The sequence below is a fragment of the Caballeronia sp. LZ043 genome (assembly GCF_031451075.1).
Lineage (GTDB): Bacteria > Pseudomonadota > Gammaproteobacteria > Burkholderiales > Burkholderiaceae > Caballeronia.
Map to the genome: position 1 here is coordinate 2,177,997 of NZ_JARUXT010000001.1, position 18,725 is coordinate 2,196,721.

Below are 18,725 nucleotides of genomic sequence, written 5' to 3' on the forward strand. Positions count from 1 at the left end.
CCTCAAAGTTGTTCGGAACGGCGCGTTTCATGCCGCCGCCAACGCGCGTCGACCACCGCGCCCGCGGCCACAACCACGACTGCCCAGCCCGCTACCGCCAGCCACTGCATGGAGAGGGAACAATGCAGCGCCCCATTGGCGAGAATTATGCCCGCCGCCATGAACAGATACCAGACAAGCGCCGTACGCGCGTGTCCGAAACCCATACGCACCATTCGTTGATAGTAATGCTCGCGATGTGCTCGCCAAAATTTTTCGCCGCGCGCGAGCCGCCGGACCAGCGTGACCGAGGCGTCGGCGATGAACGGCGCGAACACCAGCGCCGGGAACCAGATGGGCCACACACCGTGCTGCCAACCCCAGTACCCCAGTGCGCCAGCGAGGAAACCCAGGGAAATAGACCCGGCATCGCCGAGAAAAATCCGGGCCGGATGAAAATTCAGGGTCAGGAAGCCGGCGGCCGCGCCGGCAATGCCGACGCTTGCCAGGCCCAGGCCGAATGCCGGCGCAGGCGCGGGCCCGGCGAGCGCGGCGGCGGCGTAGCCCGCGAAACCGAACAGCGCCATGCCGCCGGCGAGGCCGTCCGAGCCGTCCATGAAGTTGTAGAGATTGACGAGCCAGAGCATCAGGAAGCCGATCACCACGAGCGCCCACCACGGCACCGCCGCCGGATGCGCGACGATCACCGCGATCACGGCGACGAAGTGCGCGGCGAAGCGCACGCGCGCGGGCAGGCCGCGACGGTCGTCGATCAGCGAGACGGCGGCAAGGAACAGCACGCAGACGGCGATCAGCCACATGGACGGCGCGCAGACCAGCAGCGCGGCGGCGGCCGCCGGCACGATGCCCCAGCCGCCGACGCGCGGCGTGGGCCGCTCGTGCAGCGAGCGTTCGTTGGGGATATCGGTGGCGAGGCGCCAGGCGAGGCCGGTGCGCAGCAGCGTCTGGAGGATCAGCACGCACGCGACGAAGGCCAGCACCGCGACGATGATCGCGGCGATGAACGGCGAGTTGTCAGATAACGAAAGCGGCATGCAGGGTTATTGGATTATCCAGGCGAAGAGCGCCCGCCGAAGGGCGAGTTTCGCTTGGCAAAACCCCAAAGGATACGCGATTGTCCGGCGGCTCCGGTTTTTAAAATCAGACGAATACAGCCGGTCGCGCGCCGCTTCGTTGCTGCGTCTGGCGCGCGCAGGTCAACGTTGCTTCGAGCGATACCACTCGGCTGTCACGGCCAGTCCCTGATCGAGCGTCTGCGGCGCCCGCCAGCCCAGCGTCTCGCGAATCCGGCTGGAATCCACCCGCAAGCTGTTCGTCAGGCGTTCGATCTGCGCGGTCTTGCCTGCCAGCCGCGCCATGCCGCGCAGCCATCCCGGCGGCACCGGGACCAGCCGCGCCGGCCTGCCAAGATGCTCGCCCAGCTTGCGCACGAGTTCCGCGACGCCCGGGTCTTCGCCGTCCGTCACGTGGAACACGCGGCCCGCGGCGGCGGGATGCAGCGCGCATTCGACCGTCGCGCTCGCGAGGTTGTCCACCGACACGAGGCTGCGGCGCGCGTCGATCGCGCCGAGCGGCAGCGGCACGCCGCGCGCGACCGCGTTCATCATCGCGAGAAAATTGGCGCGCACGCCGGGACCGTACACGAGCGGCGGGCGCACCACCACTACTTCCATGCCAGTGCGGCTGCCGAATTCGAGCAGCCGGACCTCGGCTTCCGCCTTCGAGACGCCGTACGCGTCCGGCGGACGGCGCTCGTCGTCCTCGGTGAAGGGACGGCCCGGGTCGTGTTCCCCCAGCGCCTTGATGCTGCTCATCAGCACGAAGCGGGTCGCGCCCGCGCGGCGCGCGGCCTCGGCGGCGCCGAGCGCGCCCGCCACGTTGACCGCCCGGTAGGCTTCGAGCACCGCCTCGGCTTGTGAGGCAGCCTCACCCATCACATGCACGCGCGCGGCGAGATGGATCACCGCTTCGCAACCCGCGAAGGCTTCGGGACCGAGCGCGTCGAGTCCTTCGACCACACGCACCTCGACGTCCGGCCCGCACGCCGCGCCGGCGCGCACGAGACCCGTCGCCGCGATGCCGCGTGCGAGCAGCGCCCGGCTCACCGCCCGGCCGACGAACCCGTTCGCGCCGGTCACCGCGATGCGTTGGCCCGGCGCGCTCACAGCCACTTCCAGCCGAAGCGGTTGAAGAAGCGGAACGCCGACGTGACGAACAGCTTCACATGCGTCGAACCCTTGCGTGCCGCGCCGCCGCCGTGATGCAGGATGCGCACCGACGGCACATACACGACGCGCGCGAAGTTTCGCGTACGCAGGCTCAGATCGTAGTCTTCGAAGTAGAGGAAATAACGCGGATCGAAACCGCCGAGCGATTTGAGCACGCCGGTCCGGAACAGCATGAAGCAGCCGCTCACGATGGGCGGATCCCATACGATGTCCCGCTCGCCGATGACATCGCGCATTTCATAACGCGCCAGGCGCCGCGCGAACAACTTGCGCAGCGACGCGGGCAGGAAGCCGCGCGCGAACAAATCGAGGACGGTCGGGTAGCGGCGGCACAGGAACTGCTGCGCACCGTCTTCGCCGCCGATCCACGGCGCGAGCAATCCGGCATCGGGCTCCGCCTGAAGAAAGGCGAGTGCGCGGCGCAGGCCGTCGGCGTTGAGCTCGACATCGGGATTGAGGATCAGATGAAAGCGGCTGCGGGTCCGCTCGATCGCGAGATTGTGGCCACGTCCGTAGCCGACATTGCCATGCCCCCGGATCACGACGGTCTCGAGGCCTTCGTCGGATGGCGCCGGAAGATCGGCGAACTCGCCGGGATTGCCGTTGTCGATCAGGTAAAGCTGCGTATGTCCGGCCACGTCGTGCAACTGGCCCAGCGCGGCGTCGAGTGTTTCGACCGTGCGTGCGAGCAGCGCCGCATCCGGCCGATAGACCACGATGGAGATGCTGAGCGGGCAATCATCGCCGGTTTGCTCCGGCCTTGAGGTGCTCCGGCCTTGCGGTGGGATCGCGTTCATCGGACAAGGAGAGGTGTCCGCGCCACGAAAGGAATACGGACCGCGTCATGAAGTGGAAACCGCACCGATTGTGCTCAAAGTCACCCTTTTCGGCAACCGCACGAGCCTCCGGAAAAGCCGCGGCCGGGAAGATTTGTAAAATTTTGAGCTTGGGTTTGTGCTAAATTCCGCCCACTCGCAGTGACCATGCCCTATCCGAATCGGCCCCTGCTGTTGCTTCGGCTCCGACCGGACCCTCGCAGTGGGCTTACCCTGATCACCTTATCGTGAACTGAATGAGCAAGCCCATCGTCGTCGATCTCGACGGTACGTTGATTCGCTCCGACATTCTCGTCGAGAGCGGATTCGCCTTCCTGAGATCGTTTCCGCAGAAGTTCTTCCAGCCGCTGCAATGGCTCGCGAGCGGCGGCAAGCCCGCGCTCAAGGCGGGGCTCGCGGAGCACGTGTCGATCGACGTGACCACCCTGCCGTACAACCTCCAGGTCATCAACTGGCTGACGGAGATGCGCGCGGCGGGCCGCGAGCTCGTGCTGGCCACGGCAAGCCACGAGTCGTTCGCCAAGCGCATCGCCGAACATCTCGGCCTCTTCGTCCGCGTCTTCGCCAGCGACGAGCGCGTCAATCTTTCGTCGCATCGCAAGCGTGAGCGGCTGGTCGCCGAATACGGCGAGAAGGGCTTCGACTACGTCGGCAATTCGCACGACGACATCGCCGTCTGGCAATCGGCCGACCGTGCCTATGTCGTGAATCCGCATGCGGGCGTGATGCGCGCCGCGAATCGCGGCGCCAACGTCGAGCAGGTGTTCGAAAACCGTCCGCCGCAGTTCAAGGTCTGGGCCAAGGCGCTGCGCCTGCACCAGTGGCTCAAGAATCTGCTGATCCTGGTGCCGCTGCTCGCCGGACATCATCTCGCCAACCTGGCTCTGCTCGGGCATGCCGTGCTCGCGTTCGTATCGTTCGGCCTGTGCGCGTCGAGCGTCTATCTGCTGAACGACCTGCTCGATCTCGAGGACGACCGCCATCATCCGGTCAAGCGCAGGCGGCCGCTCGCCGCCGGCACCCTGCCGCTGCTGTGGGGCATGGCCTTGTGTCCGGTGCTGCTCGCCGTGGCCTTCGGCATCGCCGCCGCGTTCCTGCCATGGCGCTTCAGCGCGGTGCTGCTCGGCTATTACGTGCTGACGCTCGCGTATTCGCTCGTGCTCAAGCGGCGCGTGATGATCGATGTGGTCACGCTCGCCGCGCTCTATACGACGCGCATCATCGCCGGGGCGGCCGCGATCAGCGTGCATCTGACTTTCTGGCTGCTCGCCTTCTCGATGTTCTTCTTCCTGAGCCTCGCGTTCGTGAAGCGTTACGCCGAACTGCACGCGATGGTGCAGGCCGGCCGCGAAAAAACCCGCGGACGCGGCTATCTGTCCGACGACCTCTCGATGGTATCGTCGCTCGGCACGGCCTCGGGCTACATCTCGGTGCTGGTGCTCGCCATGTACATCCAGGACGGGGGCACGACGGTGCTGTACCGGCATCCGCAATACATCTGGCTCGCCTGCCCGGTCATGCTCTACTGGATCAGCCGCACCTGGATCATCACGCATCGCGGCGGCATGAACGACGATCCCATCGTGTTCGCCGCGCGCGACCGCATGAGCCTGCTGGTGGTCGCGCTGTGCGGCCTGGCCTTCTGGCTCGCGACCTGACCGATGAGCGAACTGCTTTCCTGGGGCCGCTATCCCCGTCTGCCGCAGACGCCGCACGCCGCTCACTGGCGCGATCAGGCGCAGGCGCAGTGGCGCGGGGTGCAAGAGACGCACGGCACGACGCTCGCCTTCGGCAACGGCCGCAGTTACGGCGATGTCTGCCTCGCCAGTTCCGATCACGTGTTCCAGACGCTCGCGCTCGACCGCATCATTTCGGCCGACTGGACCCGCGGCATCGTGCGCGCCGAGCCCGGCATCACCTTCGAGCAGATCCTCGCCGTCGCGGTGCCGCGCGGCTGGATGCTGCCGGTCACGCCGGGCACGAAATACGTGACGCTGGGCGGCGCCATCGCCAATGACGTGCACGGCAAGAACCATCATGTGCGCGGCACTTTCGGCCGTCACGTGCGCGCGTTCGGCCTCGCGCGCAGCGACGGCACGGTGCTCGAATGCTCGCCGGACACGAACCCCGAGTGGTTCAAGGCAACCATCGGCGGACTCGGGCTTACCGGGCTGATCCTGTGGGCCGAGTTCGCGCTGATGCCGATCCGCACGAGCCTGATCGACGTGACGAGCATCCGTTTCGGCAAGCTCGACGAGTTCTTCGATCTCTCGGAAGAGTACGACGCGAAGCACGAGTACTGCGTCGCCTGGGTGGATTGCGCGAGCCGCGGCGCCTCGCTCGGACGCGGCATCTTCATGGCGGGCGATCACGCGATCCACGGCTCGCTCGATGTCGAGCAACGCCGCAAGCGCAGCGTGCCGTTCACGCCGCCCGTGTCGCTCATCAACGGCCTCACGCTGCGCGCGTTCAACGAGCTGTACTACCGCAAGCAGCGCAAGCCGGTCGAGGTGTCGCGCGTCGACTACGACGGCTACTTCTATCCGCTCGACAGCCTGCTCGAATGGAACCGCATCTACGGACCTGCGGGCTTCCAGCAGTACCAGTGCGTCGTGCCGGCCGCGACCGCGCGCGATGCGGTGCGCGCGATGCTCGATCGCATCTCGTCGAGCGGGACGGGATCGTTCCTCGCGGTGCTCAAGCGCTGCGGCGACATTGCGTCGCCCGGGCTGCTGTCCTTTCCGATGGAAGGCACCTCGCTCGCACTCGACTTCCCGCAGCACGAGGCCCGTAACGCGCCGCTGTTCGCCGCGCTCGACACCCTCGTGCGCGAAGCGGGCGGACGCATCTATCCGGCGAAGGACGCGCACATGTCCGCCGCCGATTTCCGCGCCGCTTATCCTCAATGGCAGCAGCTCGAATCGCTTCGCGATCCCGCGATGCTGTCGCACTTCTGGAAACGAATGATCGCCTCATGAAGAACATCGTCATCGTAGGCGCCACGTCCGCCATCGCCATTGCCTGTGCCCGCGAATGGGCCGCGAAAGGCGCGCGCTTCTTCCTCGTGGCGCGCAACCAGGACCGCATGGAGCAGGTCGCCGCCGATCTCACGGCGCGCGGCGCGGCTTCGGCGGCTGTGTACCGGCTCGACCTCGACACGCTCGACGAGCACGCCGCGATGCTCGCCGCCTGCGCCGCGCAGATGGATTCCATCGATATCGCGCTGGTCGCCTCCGGCACCCTGCCCGATCAGGCCGCTTGCCAGAACGACCCGGCGGTGGCCGTGCGCGAATTTCACACCAATGCGCTCTCGCTGATCGCGCTTCTCACGCCGCTCGCCAACCGGCTCGAAGCGCAGCGGCACGGCGTGCTTGCCGTGATCTCGTCGGTGGCGGGCGATCGCGGGCGGCCGTCGAATTATCTGTATGGCAGCGCCAAGGCCGCGCTGCAGGCCTTCCTTGAAGGGCTGCGCGCGCGCCTCTTCAAGGTCGGCGTGCATGTGCTGGACATCAAGCCGGGCTTCGTCGCCACGCCGATGACCGAAGGGCTGCCGCTGCCGGGTCCGCTGGTCGCGACGCCGGAGAAGGTCGCGAAGGACATCGTGCGCGCGGTCGAGCGCAAGAAGGACGTGCTTTATACGCCGTGGTTCTGGTGGGGCATCATGCTCATCATCCGCAACGTGCCGCGCTTCCTCTTCAAGCGCGCGTCGCTCTGACGTGTCGCCACGGCGCCGGCGGGACGAGCGATCAGTCGCGGGCGGCCAGCGCGGGCTGCTCGCCGCCGAAGCTGCGGAACACGTAGCGCTTGTCGAGCCGGTACTTGATCACATAGCCGATCGCCAGGCCGATGCACGCGCCCACGTAGCGCATGGTGGCCGTCCCGAAGACATGCTCGAACGCGAATTCGACGCCCCAGAAGATCGCGGTGGTGACGAGGCCCATCGTCACGTAGAGCGTGAACATGGTGGCGTCGTGACGGGCGTTCTCCGCCTTGAAGCGGAAGATCCATTTCTTGTCGAGCACGTATTTCACGACCAGCCCGACGCCCGTGCCCACGAGCACGGACAGCACGATATGCCACGGACCGCCGTAGATGCGCGTCGAGAGATCCTGCGCGCCGATGTTGGCGAGCGTCGCGATGGCGGCGAAGAACGAATAGAGCAACACGAGCTGCATGGAAATTCCGGATCCGGTTGATGGAGCGACGGGGATAAGGCGCTGAATCAGGCGTGTTCCTGCGCGTCCGCCGGCTCGGCGCCGCGTCCGCGCAGCAGCAATGCCAGCACGCCCGGCACGAAGAATACCGCGGACAGCGACAGCGCATAGCTCGCGCCGATCAGATGGCGGGTATTGTCCGCGAGACCATCGCCGAAGGACGTGGCATAGCCCACGAAGCCGAACAGCCCCAGGAAGGACGCGATCTTCAGCAGCACGAGCCGGCCTGCCCGCGCGCTGCCGCGGTATTGCGCGATGAGCACGAGCGCCACGACGAGCGACGCGAGCATCGCATAGTTGAGCCGCTCCCGATACAGGTCGCGCCACCACGAGAACACGGGCAGGTTGAAGAAATTGTCGCCGTGCTCGAGCTTCGTGCCGAGATAGCCGATGCGAATCTCGTTGCCTGTGTCGAACACGGCCTGCGCGATGCGCGGCACGATCACCGGCTTGACGAGGGCGAGGCGCACCACATCGGCATAGCGGGCGTGCGCGCGTTCCATGCAGGACGGCCCGTCGGGTGCATAGGCGATCACGTTGACGCATTCGCGCAGGACGGGCTTGTCGCCGATGCGCTCGATGCCTGCGATTTCCCGCGGCGACAGCACGCTCAACGCGCCCGCATAGACCGCATGGTACTGGTTGATGCTCTTGAACGCGCCCGAGAACACCGGCAGCAAGGTCGCGGCGACGCAGACCGTCAGCACGGCCGCCGTCTTGAGCCGCGCGCGCCGTGCGTCGAACAACGGCATCACGAAGGGCGCGACAATCAGCGGCAGCGGGAAGAAGGCCGTCTTGGCCGCGCCGACGAACGTGGCGAGCAGCAGCGCGCACCAGCGCGGGGCGCGCGCCGGCTGCGCATCCCGTTCGCTGCGGTAGATGCACAGTGCGATCACCGGCAGGAACACGATGACCAGCTGATCCTCGAAGAAGGTATTGAAATACGCTGAGAAATCCGCCGACAGCGCGAGTACCGCGGCAATCAGCATGAATATCCAGGTGGTCAGCAGATGCTCGGCGCGGCGCAGGCGCATGAACAGCGCAATGAACGCGCAGAAGTAGATGGCGCGCGAGATCAGCGAGCCGATGATCAGCGAATACCGGCCCGACCCGCAGTCGATCAGCCTGACGAACAGCGACTGCACGAACACATAGGCCTTGTAGGACGACAGCGTCAACAGCGCGGGCCGCTGCAACCAGCTCTGCGCGAACACCCATTTGTCGTGCCACGAAGAGAGGAATAGCCGATGTGCTTCATCGCTGCCTGGCGGCGGAAACAGCGAACTGAATCCGGCCGGCCTGTCGATGAAGAACGTGATGCTGCGGTTGAAGTCCATGTTGTCGGCGAGGCCGCTCAACAAATGGAGTGATCCTAATGTGACCAGCAGCACCGCGAAGGCGCGGAATAGCGTTCGGGATGCGAAGAAGCCCTTGATGTACGCTGGCATGAACCTCTGGGGACGTATCGATGAGCGGCGCGCGCGTGTTTGCAACTGCGGCCTGAAGGAAGAGAATGCCTGGTCGACGATACCGGCGAAGGCAGTTACACGACAGCGACCAAGTGTAACGGACGTTTCAAATCAAAAGATGACTTGCCCGCAGGTTGTCCGGCGGGGGAACATTTCGGATTCTTTCTTATTTACGCCGTGGTGCGTGCGTCACTGGCGCGCCCTGATGCCCGTCTTTGGACCAGCCCGCGGGCCGCGGCACGGAACGGAATGGAACGGGCATGCAGTATAATTTGCCGCCCCTGCGTCCCACTGCAAAGGCAGGCGGCGGCGCTCCAGCCGTATGAAGAAATACGATAACGTCGTGCTGTTTTTACCGGCTGAAGGCGTGATCGCACTACAAAACGGTTGATTTTGCATCCTGCGACGGGCGGACCACCCATATCACCGTCGCGCGCTACGAGCAGGGGTGATGTGCTGCGCGCTTGATGAAACGCGCCCGGCCATTGCAACAGCATTCGCAAAACTTGATGAATCCACATTCGAAGCATCCCGCGTCATTCGCCGCGATTCTGAAGACCGTATGGCGCAACCGCGGATTGATCGTCCAGATGACGCAGCGTGAAGTGATCGGCCGCTATCGCGGTTCGGCGATGGGGCTCGCCTGGTCGTTCTTCAATCCGGTGCTGATGCTGGTGGTCTACACGTTCTTCTTCTCGGTGGTGTTCAAGGCGCGCTGGGGCACGCTCGACGACAACAAGGGCGCGTTCGCCGTCGTCCTGTTCGTCGGCCTGATCCTGCACAGCCTGCTCGCCGAATGCATCAACCGCGCGCCCACGCTGATCCTCGCCAACGTCAACTACGTGAAGAAAGTGATCTTCCCGCTGGAGATCCTGCCGATCGTCGCGCTCGGCTCGGCGCTGTTTCACAGCGCCATCAGCCTGCTGGTGCTGCTCATCGCGGAAGTGATCCTGCTGCATGCGCTGCCGTGGACCGCGCTGCTCTTCCCGCTGATCCTCGCGCCGCTGCTGATCGGCGCGATGGGCTTCGCGTGGTTCCTGTCGGCGTTCGGCGTGTATGTGCGCGACATCGCGCAGATCACGGGCATCCTCACCTCGGTGCTGATGTTCCTCTCGCCGGTGTTCTATCCCGTGTCGAACCTGCCGCCGCAGTACCAGACCTGGATCCGGCTGAATCCGCTGACCTTCATCATCGAGGAAGGCCGCAATACGCTCATTTTCGGCAAGCAGCCCGACTGGACCAGTTGGCTCGTCTGCATGGCCGGCTCGATCCTCGTCTGCTGGTTCGGCTTCTGGTGGTTCCAGCGCGCCCGCCGAGGCTTCGCCGATGTACTGTAAGCTTGACGGCGGACCTGTTCCGGCTGTCGGCACTTGAGAGATCGCGCGCGCGGCAGGGTCCGCGCGCAGGAATTGTCGAAGTTATCCGGAGGCTAGCAACACATGTCGGCTCAACTCGTCCCCACCATTCTTTGCGGCGGCGCCGGATCTCGCCTGTGGCCGGTCTCGCGCGAATCGCATCCGAAGCCGTTCATCCGGCTGGAAGACGGCGAAAGCCTGCTGCAGAAAGCATTCAAGCGCGGCGCCGAGCTTCCGGGCGTCGCCCAGGTCCTGACGGTCACCAACCGTGACCTGTTCTTCAAGACCAACGACGAGTATCGCGAAGTGAATCCGGCGGCCCTGCCCGCCTCGTTCATCCTTGAACCGTTCGGCCGCAACACGGCAGTTGCCGTGGCGGCCGCGGCGCTGCACGTCGCCGCCACGCTCGGCGAAGACGCGCTGCTGCTCGTGCTGCCGGCAGACCATCTGGTGCGCAACCACGCCGCGTTCGCGCAAGCGGTGACGCAGGCCGTGCAGCTCGCGCAGGCGGGCGCGCTCGTCACCTTCGGCATTGCGCCGACCTTTCCCGAAACCGCCTACGGCTATATCGAGGCGGACGGCACGAAGGTACGGCGCTTCGTCGAGAAGCCGGATGCCGAGACCGCGCAAGCCTACGTCGACTCGGGCAACTTCCTGTGGAATGCCGGCATGTTCTGCCTGCGGGCCGGCACGGTGCTCGCCGAGATGGCGCAGCACTGCCCCGACGTGCTCGACGCCACCCGCACCTGCCTGGACGCCGCCCGCCGCGCCGCCGGTGCGGACGGCGCGCAGATCGAACTCGATGCCGACACGCTCGCGCGCGCCCCGGACATCTCGATCGACTATGCGCTGATGGAGCGTTCCTCGAACGTCGCGGTCGTGCGCTGCGATATCGGCTGGAGCGACATCGGCTCGTGGAACGCAATGGGCGAACTCTCGCCCGCCGACGAACGCGGCAATCGCGTGGAAGGCGAAGCGCTGCTGCACGACGTCTCGAACTGCTATGTGCGCAGCGAGAGCCGTCTGGTGGGCGCGGTGGGCGTGGAAGATTTGCTGATCGTCGATACCTCGGACGCGCTGCTGGTGGCCAACCGCCACCGCGCGCAGGACGTGCGGCACGTGTATGCCGCGCTCAAGGCGAGCGGCCACGAAGCCTACAAGGTGCATCGCAGCGTCCACCGGCCGTGGGGCATCTATACGGTGCTCGAGGAAGGCTCGCGCTTCAAGATCAAGCGCATCGAAGTGAAGCCCGGCGCGAGCCTCAGCCTGCAACTGCATCATCATCGCAGCGAGCACTGGATCGTCGTGAGCGGCATGGCGCTCGTGGTCAACGGCGAGAACGAGTTCTACGTACGCACCAACGAATCGACCTACATTCCCGCGGGACACAAGCACCGGCTGACGAATCCGGGCGTCGTGGATCTCGTGATGATCGAGGTGCAGAGCGGCGAATATCTGGGCGAAGACGATATCGTCCGCTTCGACGACAACTACGGACGCAGCTGACGCGGCCCGCGTCCTGCGCATCGTCCAAGGCAGCCACTCACTCCATCACGACCCATGAGCCAAGCCAGCGCGCGCCCGAGCCTGAAACATCGCATCAAGGCGAGGCTCCTGCGCTCCTCGACCTATTACTTCCTCGCGGCGCTGAAATACTACGTCGGCAACAACGTGATTGCGCGCGTGCCGTTCGAGCGCCTGCGCAACGCGTACTACCGGCGCGTGCTGGGCATCCGTATCGGCCAGCGCACGCACGTCAGCATGCGGCAGTTCTTCACGGGCTATCACTCGCGCTGCAACGTGACGATCGGGAACAACTGCGTGCTCAACCGCGAGATCTATCTCGACGGCCGCACCGGCGTGACCATCGGCAACAACGTCAACATCTCGTTCCAGTGCTGCATTCTCTCGCTGCATCACGACCACAATCATCCGGGCTTTGCGTCCATCGGCGGCGTGGTCGAGATTCACGATCACGCGTGGCTCGGCGCCCGTGCCACCCTGCTGCCGGGCGTGACCATCGGCGAAGGCGCGGTGGTCGCGGCCGGTGCGGTCGTGACGAAGGACGTCGCGCCGTACACGGTGGTCGGCGGCGTGCCCGCAAAACAGATTGGCGAGCGCAATCGCGAGATCGCCTACCTGACCGATTTTTCACCTTTCTTTGACACCGACGTTTTCGACGAATCTCATGGCCACGCGTAAAAAGAACGTTCTCGTCTTCACCCTGGCGCCGCCGCTGCCGGCCAACGCCGGTGGCGCGATCTATACGATGAACACGCTCGCGCCGCTCGTCGACGACTACGACTTCCATCTGTTCACCATCGGCGGCGAGGAAGAGCAGAAGAAAGTGGCGCAGCATCGCGAGCTGTACGAGCGGCACTTCAAGTCGGTGCACGTCGAGCCGCGCGCGCCGATGCCGTCCGACAAGACCACCGCCGGCCGCGCGCTGCACTCGCTGGTGCATTCGCTGCACGGCCTGCCGTTCATGGACGCGAGCTATTTCAGCCGCGCCGCCGTGCGCAATGCGCGCCGCATCATTCGCGAGCAGCACATCGACATGCTCGAAGTGCACACCACGCACCTCGCGTTCTTCCGCAAGTTCGCGCGCGAGTTGCCGGCCGTGCTGGTGAGCCACAACATCGAGTCGGACCTGTTCCCGTTCTGGATTCCGGGCGGACTCGGCGGCTGGCAGAAGCTCGCGGTGTCGAAAGTGGCGGAGATCAGCCGCCGCAACGCGCGGAAGGTCGAGATCGACAACGCCTGGAATTTCGACGCGATGACCTTCATCTCGCGCGAGGACATGGAGCGCGTCACCGCGCCGGTCGAGAAGCACTACATTCCGCTGTGCTTCCCGGTGAAGCCGTCCGACTACGACAAGAAGCCGAAGGATGCCGTGAACCTGCTGTGGATGGGCGGCTTCTGGTGGTATCCGAACGCGGAAGGCGTGTCGTGGTTCGTGCGCGAGATCCTGCCGCTCGTGAAGGACCGCCTCGCCGAAAACAACATCCGGCTGCAATTCCTCGGCGCGAATCCGCCCGACGACCTGAAGGCGCTGCATGACGGCAAGCACATCTTCGTGCATGGCTTCGTGCCCTCCATCGAGCCGATTCTCGCCGAAGCGCATCTGCTGTTCGTGCCGCTCCTGTCGGGCAGCGGCGTGCGCGTGAAGATCCTGGAGTCGATGAGCAACGGCATTCCCATTCTCAGCACCTCCAAGGGCTGCGAAGGGCTCGGCGCGGTGGACGGCCGCGATCTCGTCATCGCCGACACCGCCGCCGATTTTGCCGAAGCCATGATCCGCCTCGCGCAGGATCCGGCGCAACGCGCCGCCATGGCCCGCAACGCTCAGGAGCTGCTGCGCACGCGCTACGACCTCGACGCCTGCGTCGACATCAAGCGCCGCCTTTACAACAAGCTGCTGGGCATCAACGCCGCATAGCTCGCGCCGGCCGGCCGCACGGCCGGCCCCGTATCGGAGACCTTCATCAGCACACTTGAGCCGACCCCGCCGTTCATCGAAATGTCCATGCCACCTGTCGCGAACCCCTCGCCGGATAACGCGGATCACGTGCTCGTGAATGTCGAGCGCATCTCCAAGCTGTTCCGGATCTACGACAAGCCCGCCGACCGCCTGCGCCAGTCGCTGGCCTCGCGCATCCGCATGCCGGGCCGCGCCCCGCGCGAGTACGGCCGCAACTTCTGGGCATTGCACAATGTCTCGTTTTCGGTGAAGCGTGGCGAGACCATCGGCATCATCGGACGCAATGGTTCGGGCAAGTCCACGCTGCTGCAGATCATCGCGGGCACGCTTTCGCCCACCAGCGGCGAGATCGACGTCAACGGCCGCATCTCCGCGCTGCTCGAACTGGGCGCGGGCTTCAATCCGGAATTCAGCGGGCGCGAGAACGTGCTGCTGTCGGCGCGCATCATGGGCGTGTCGGGCGAGGAAATCGCGGCGCGCTTCCACGAGATCGAAGCCTTTGCCGATATCGGCGAGTTCATCGACCAGCCGGTCAAGACCTATTCGTCCGGCATGTACGTGCGGCTCGCGTTCGCCGTGGCAATCCACGTCTCGCCGGACCTGCTGGTCGTCGACGAGGCGCTGGCTGTCGGCGACACCGCGTTCCAGACCAAGTGCCTCACGCGCATCCGCGACATGCAGAAGGCGGGCGTCACCATCCTGCTGGTCACGCACTCCACCAACACGCTGGTCGAGTACTGCGACCGCGCCATCTACCTGAAGCGCGGCCACTTGATCAAGGACGGTCCGTGCCGCGACGTCGTGAAGCTCTATGCGAACGATCTCGTCGATGAGGAAGGCGGCCGGGCGATCGACATCGACGTGCCCGAAGGCGAGCGCGCGGCGTCGGAGAGCGGCGCGGAAACGAAGAAGGTGGAGTCCGACAAGACCTCGATCCTCGACGTGAAGATCACCAACGAAGACGGCCGCGAACGCACCACTTTCTCGTTCGACGATCCGTTCCGCGTCACCGTGTCGATCCGGGTGTCGCAGCCGAATCTCCGGCCGTGCTTCGGCGTGCAGCTGAAAAGCGTGGACGACATCGTGCTGTGGAGCACCACGACACAGCACATGAACATTGCGATGGACGCGCTCGAGCCGGGCACGTATCACTTCACGTGGTCGCTGCGCGCCAACTTCTCGGGCAACCGCTATGTGGTTGCGATCGGCGTCGGCGATGTCGAGTCGGGCGAATACAAGCGTCATGCGCGGCTGCCCTATGCCGGGCACATCGACGTGCTGCCGCAGGCCGACGGCGGCTCGGGCTGGCTCGCGCCTTGCCCCGCTTTCGACTTTTCGCAATGAGCACGGAGGATCGCGTGATGTCGGACCGGATCAGGGTGGTCGCCGTCGGCTATTACGGCGCGCCCAATATCGGCGATGAACTGCTGCTCGCCGCGCTCGCCGCGCAGGTGCAGGCGCGCGGCGGCGAGCTCGTCGCGCTGAGCAACAACCCCGCCTACACGCGCGAGGCGTTCGGCATCGAGGCGGTGGACTACTTCAATCTCGGCGAAGTCGGCCGCGCGCTTGCCGGCGCCGACCTGCTGGTGTTCGGCGGCGGCGGGATCTTCCAGGATCATCATCCGTTCCACCTCGAGGCGCTATACGACCCGACGCAGAACGACATCGCGGCCTACGCGCGCGTCTTCTACATGGCTCGCCAGTTCGGCGTGCGCACGGCGATCTGGGGACACGGCGTCGGACCGCTCAACCAGCCGCAGGCGCAAGAGGTGGTGAAGGACGTCTTCGAGCACGCCGACGACGTGACGCTGCGCGATGCCGATTCGCTCGCGCTGCTGCGCTCGCTCGGCGTGACGCGCGAGATCGCGATCGGCCCCGATCCCGGCTGGGGCTATGTGGCGGACGCCGCGAGCCGCGAGCCGGCCGCATTCGAAGCGCCGGGCATCGAGGCGCTTGCCGGACGCAAGAAGCTCGCGATCATCGCGCGGCTGTGGGAGTTCTCGCACGACTGGGAGGAGAAGCTGCTCACGGCCTTGCGCGAAACATTGACGCCAGAATGGTCGGTGGTGTGGGTGGGCTTCCAGTGGTCGGAGAGCGCGCGCGAGCAGACCTCGGACCGCGCGTTCCTCGAAACGATGCAGAGCCAGCTGGGCGACGCCATTCCCGGCATCGTCGTGGACCGGCTCACGCCGGACGAAGCACTGACGCTGCTGCGCCAGTGCGACGCCGCGTTCTCGATGCGCCTGCACGCGAGCATCATGACGATCGCCTCGGAGATCCCGACGGCCGCGCTCGAATACGACCGCAAGATGACGCTGGCGCACGACATGGCCGGCATGCCCGCGGACCTGCGTTTGCAACTCACTGACAACAATGCGCGTTTCAGCCACGCGCTGCATCGCCTGACCGGCGGCGACGCACCGGCGTGGACGATCGCACCGGAGCGGCTGACGGAACTGGCGGCGTCGTCGGGCGTGCATGACGCCATGCTCGACGCCGCGATGGCGCGCGCGCGCGAGGCGGCCCGTCCGAAGGACAGCTGGCAGAACCGCGACTTCGACTGGTTGAGCACGTGGCTCGAACAGACCATCTGGCAGAAGAATGCGGCTCAGCGCATGCGCGAGAAAGCCCTCGAACTCCTGCGCTTTCGCGACGGCCAGCTCGCGATGAGCGAAGCGCAGGCCGCCTCGGCGAAGGCGGCGGAACAGGCGGCGCTCGCGCAGTCCGCCGAGCACGAGAAGCGCGTGCAGGAGCTGAGCGAGATGTTCAACGCGTTGCAGCGCGCGGGCGCGGCTCCCGGCGTGCAGAACGCGGAAGAGGCGCAAGAGGCGGACGCCGGCCTCGCCACGCTGCGACGCGAACTCGAAGCAAGCCGGCAGAAAAACGAAGCACTCTACGAGTCGCTCACGTTCGCGCAGGACGAGCTGGCCGCCGCGCAAGCCGAACTCGCCCAGATGCGCAAAAGTCTCGAGAATCACCGCAATCACGAGAATCGCGAGATTCGCGAGAATCAAACCCGACACGAACCAACACTGGGCATGACGCCTGCCGCGACTGCCGCACCGGACGCCTCGAACGTCGAGCCGGCCGGGACCGCGACCGTAAGCGTCCCCTCATCATCACTGGGTCCGAACATGCTTGTCCGCAAGTTTTTTTCCGCTCCGCGCACCTATACGGAACGCGCGCTCTACATCCTGCGCAACGGCGGCCTGCGCGCGCTCGCGTCAGCGGCGAAACGTCACACTCGCTCGCGCCAGGCGCTGCAGAACGGGCAGGTCCGGGAGATTCTCGACGCCTCCCGCCATGGGCTCTCGCCAACGGATCCGGACCTGTGGTTCCAGGCATCGGCGCAGTTGCAGCGTTCCGAGCTGGTGATCGTCTCGCAGCATCGCTACGACTGGGCTGGCGGGACGCACCGTCATGCGCAGCTGGCGCTGGCGGCGCTGCATGCGGGCCATCGCGTGATCTATCTGTACGTGTCGCCGCAGGACAAGGCGTCCGTTGCGCCGCGTTCGGACGCCTTGCAGATCCCCGGCCTGATTCACCATTCGATCGACGCCGTCACGCTCGAATACGTGTTCGAGCGCGTGTCCGAAGCCGCGCGCCTCGTGATCGGCGTGCCGGACGCGCGCGTGAGCCCGTTCTTCCTGTTCGCGAAGCATCGCGGCGTCGAGACCGTGTTCGATGTCGCCTACGACTGGACCCACGCCGCCGAGCCGCATCGCGCAATGCTGTCGACGCTGCTCGCGCAGGCCGACCGCTGCACGGTCGCGACGCCCGCGCTCGCGGACGCCGTGCGGCAGCAGCGCGACGCCGTGGAAGTGCTGCCGGGCGCCGCGCTGCACACCGTGTTCGATCCGTACAAGACCTACGACGCGCCCGCCGGCTTCGTGCCGAAGAACGGCCGCGTGGCGCTGTGCTTCTGCGTGAACGGTCTCGAAGCGATCGACTGGTCGCTCGTGCGGCGCAGCGCGGAACAGGCGCCGGAACTCACCTTCTGCTTCATCGGCACCGGTGCGGCCGCGCCGGGCATGCCGGCGAACGTCGTCGTGCGCGCCGCCGAGCCGCTCGCAGCGCTGCCGGCCTATGTCGCGCATGCCCATTTCCTGTTCTTCCCGCTGCTGCGCAACGCGCTCGTCGACGGCGACGCGACCGCGGGCCTCTATGCCGGCCTGCATCTGCGCAAGCCGGTCGTGACCTCGCTCGATTTCGGCATCACGCCGTCGGCGGACCTCCATGTCTGCGAGGACGAAGCGTCGTTCGTCGCGCGCTGCGCCGAGCTTGGCCGGGCGGAGCCGTCCGCGCGCCCCGACGACGCCTTCGTCGCGAGGAACAGCTGGCTCGGCCGCCTCGAACATCTGTGCCCGCCTGTACCGCGCCATGACGTGAGCGTCGTGATCCTGATCCACAACAACGCGAAGATCATCGCGCGGGCGCTCGAAACCCTGCTCGCGCATTGTTCGCCGTATCTCGCGGATGTCGTCGTGGTGGACAACGCGAGCGTCGATGGCGGCGCGGAGATCGTCGAGCAGCAGTTCCCGCAAGTGAAGCTCGTGCGCAATCCGGAGAATGGCTGCTCGTCGGGCCGCAATCTCGGCGTCGAGCACAGCACTGGCCGGTACATCGCCTTCTTCGACAGCGACCAGTGGTTCGCGGGCTCGTCGGGCTTCGCCGAGGCGCTGCGCGTGCTGGAAACCGATGCGAGCGTGGGCGTGATCGGCTGGAACGCCGGCTGGTTCGACAAGACCCGCACCGACCTGGGCGGGATGATCGCGGACTACTGCCCGAACCGCGCGATGAACGCCGTGGCGATCCGCGACGGCTATCGCGCCGACATCGGCTTCCTTGGCACGAGCGGCTTCTTCATGCGCCGCCGCACCTTCGACGCGACACATGGCTTCGATACCTTCTACGATCCCACCTGCTTCGAGGACACCGATCTCTGCTTCCAGATCAAGGCGCTCGACATGAAGGTGACGTTCCGCGATCTCTCGGGCATCCGGCATCAGCCGCACCAGACCACGCAGGCCAATTCGGGCAGCGACAAGTACACCGCGCTGTTCCTGCGCAACGCGCAGTACTTCAAGGAAAAGTGGCGCGACTATCCGCAGTTCTATGTCGACTACACGTGGTGAGGAACCC

The 18,725-nt window shown here is 65.9% G+C and carries 14 protein-coding genes; 9 read left to right on the forward strand and 5 right to left on the reverse strand.

Annotated elements, in window-relative coordinates:
• Positions 1-2: 2 nt before the first annotated feature.
• From QCE64_RS09875 to QCE64_RS09885, 3 genes are all read right to left on the reverse strand, one after another.
• Entirely contained in the window at positions 3-1,034 is a 1,032-nt protein-coding gene (locus QCE64_RS09875; protein ID WP_310003629.1) for a glycosyltransferase family 4 protein, read from the reverse strand.
• Positions 1,035-1,196: 162 nt separating this feature from the next.
• Positions 1,197-2,165 carry an NAD-dependent epimerase/dehydratase family protein gene (locus tag QCE64_RS09880; RefSeq protein ID WP_310003631.1) on the reverse strand — a complete coding sequence of 323 codons (969 nt, stop codon included), beginning with the start codon at positions 2,163-2,165 and terminating at the stop codon, positions 1,197-1,199.
• Positions 2,162-3,025 (reverse strand): glycosyltransferase family 2 protein, encoded by an 864-nt coding sequence (locus tag QCE64_RS09885; RefSeq protein WP_309918110.1) that lies wholly within the window; start codon positions 3,023-3,025, stop codon positions 2,162-2,164. The genes QCE64_RS09880 and QCE64_RS09885 overlap by 4 nt, the downstream gene beginning before the upstream one ends.
• Positions 3,026-3,300: 275 nt before the next feature.
• Between QCE64_RS09885 and QCE64_RS09890 the strand changes: the two genes are divergently transcribed.
• From QCE64_RS09890 to QCE64_RS09900, 3 genes are read left to right on the forward strand one after another with little or no spacing between them, the layout of a single operon-like run.
• Positions 3,301-4,722 (forward strand): UbiA family prenyltransferase, encoded by a 1,422-nt coding sequence (locus tag QCE64_RS09890; protein ID WP_310003633.1) that lies wholly within the window; start codon positions 3,301-3,303, stop codon positions 4,720-4,722.
• A gap of 3 nt (positions 4,723-4,725) precedes the next feature.
• The gene (locus QCE64_RS09895) at positions 4,726-6,042 is read left to right on the forward strand and encodes an FAD-binding oxidoreductase (protein WP_310003635.1); all 1,317 of its coding nucleotides are present in this window, start codon (positions 4,726-4,728) and stop codon (positions 6,040-6,042) included.
• On the forward strand, positions 6,039-6,779 hold the full coding sequence (locus tag QCE64_RS09900; protein WP_310003638.1) for an SDR family oxidoreductase: 741 nt from the start codon (positions 6,039-6,041) through the stop codon (positions 6,777-6,779). The genes QCE64_RS09895 and QCE64_RS09900 overlap by 4 nt, the downstream gene beginning before the upstream one ends.
• Before the next feature lie 31 nt (positions 6,780-6,810).
• On the opposite strand, the gene QCE64_RS09905 is transcribed toward QCE64_RS09900, so the two are convergent.
• Both QCE64_RS09905 and QCE64_RS09910 read right to left on the reverse strand, forming a co-directional pair.
• Positions 6,811-7,239 (reverse strand): GtrA family protein, encoded by a 429-nt coding sequence (locus QCE64_RS09905; protein ID WP_309918119.1) that lies wholly within the window; start codon positions 7,237-7,239, stop codon positions 6,811-6,813.
• A 47-nt stretch (positions 7,240-7,286) separates the two neighbouring features.
• Positions 7,287-8,726, reverse strand: coding sequence for a hypothetical protein (locus QCE64_RS09910; protein WP_309918123.1), 1,440 nt, complete (start codon positions 8,724-8,726; stop codon positions 7,287-7,289).
• Positions 8,727-9,256: 530 nt separating this feature from the next.
• Here QCE64_RS09910 and QCE64_RS09915 point away from each other — a divergent pair.
• The 6 genes from QCE64_RS09915 (at position 9,257) to QCE64_RS09940 (ending at position 18,718) form a co-directional block, all read left to right on the forward strand.
• Complete coding sequence (locus QCE64_RS09915; protein WP_309918125.1) at positions 9,257-10,084, forward strand: ABC transporter permease; 828 nt, start codon at positions 9,257-9,259, stop codon at positions 10,082-10,084.
• 102 nt (positions 10,085-10,186) lie between these two features.
• A complete protein-coding gene (locus tag QCE64_RS09920; RefSeq protein ID WP_309918128.1) occupies positions 10,187-11,608 on the forward strand; it encodes a mannose-1-phosphate guanylyltransferase/mannose-6-phosphate isomerase in 1,422 nt (473 codons plus the stop codon).
• 54 nt (positions 11,609-11,662) lie between these two features.
• The gene (locus QCE64_RS09925; protein ID WP_309809533.1) at positions 11,663-12,304 is read left to right on the forward strand and encodes an acyltransferase; all 642 of its coding nucleotides are present in this window, start codon (positions 11,663-11,665) and stop codon (positions 12,302-12,304) included.
• Complete coding sequence (locus QCE64_RS09930; RefSeq protein WP_309930792.1) at positions 12,291-13,541, forward strand: glycosyltransferase; 1,251 nt, start codon at positions 12,291-12,293, stop codon at positions 13,539-13,541. The genes QCE64_RS09925 and QCE64_RS09930 overlap by 14 nt, the downstream gene beginning before the upstream one ends.
• An 87-nt stretch (positions 13,542-13,628) precedes the next feature.
• A complete protein-coding gene (locus tag QCE64_RS09935) occupies positions 13,629-14,927 on the forward strand; it encodes an ABC transporter ATP-binding protein (RefSeq protein ID WP_309918132.1) in 1,299 nt (432 codons plus the stop codon).
• Positions 14,924-18,718: a polysaccharide pyruvyl transferase family protein gene (locus QCE64_RS09940; RefSeq protein WP_310003640.1), complete on the forward strand. Its 3,795-nt coding sequence runs from the start codon at positions 14,924-14,926 to the stop codon at positions 18,716-18,718. Before QCE64_RS09935 ends, QCE64_RS09940 begins: the two co-directional genes overlap by 4 nt.
• Positions 18,719-18,725: the final 7 nt, after the last annotated feature.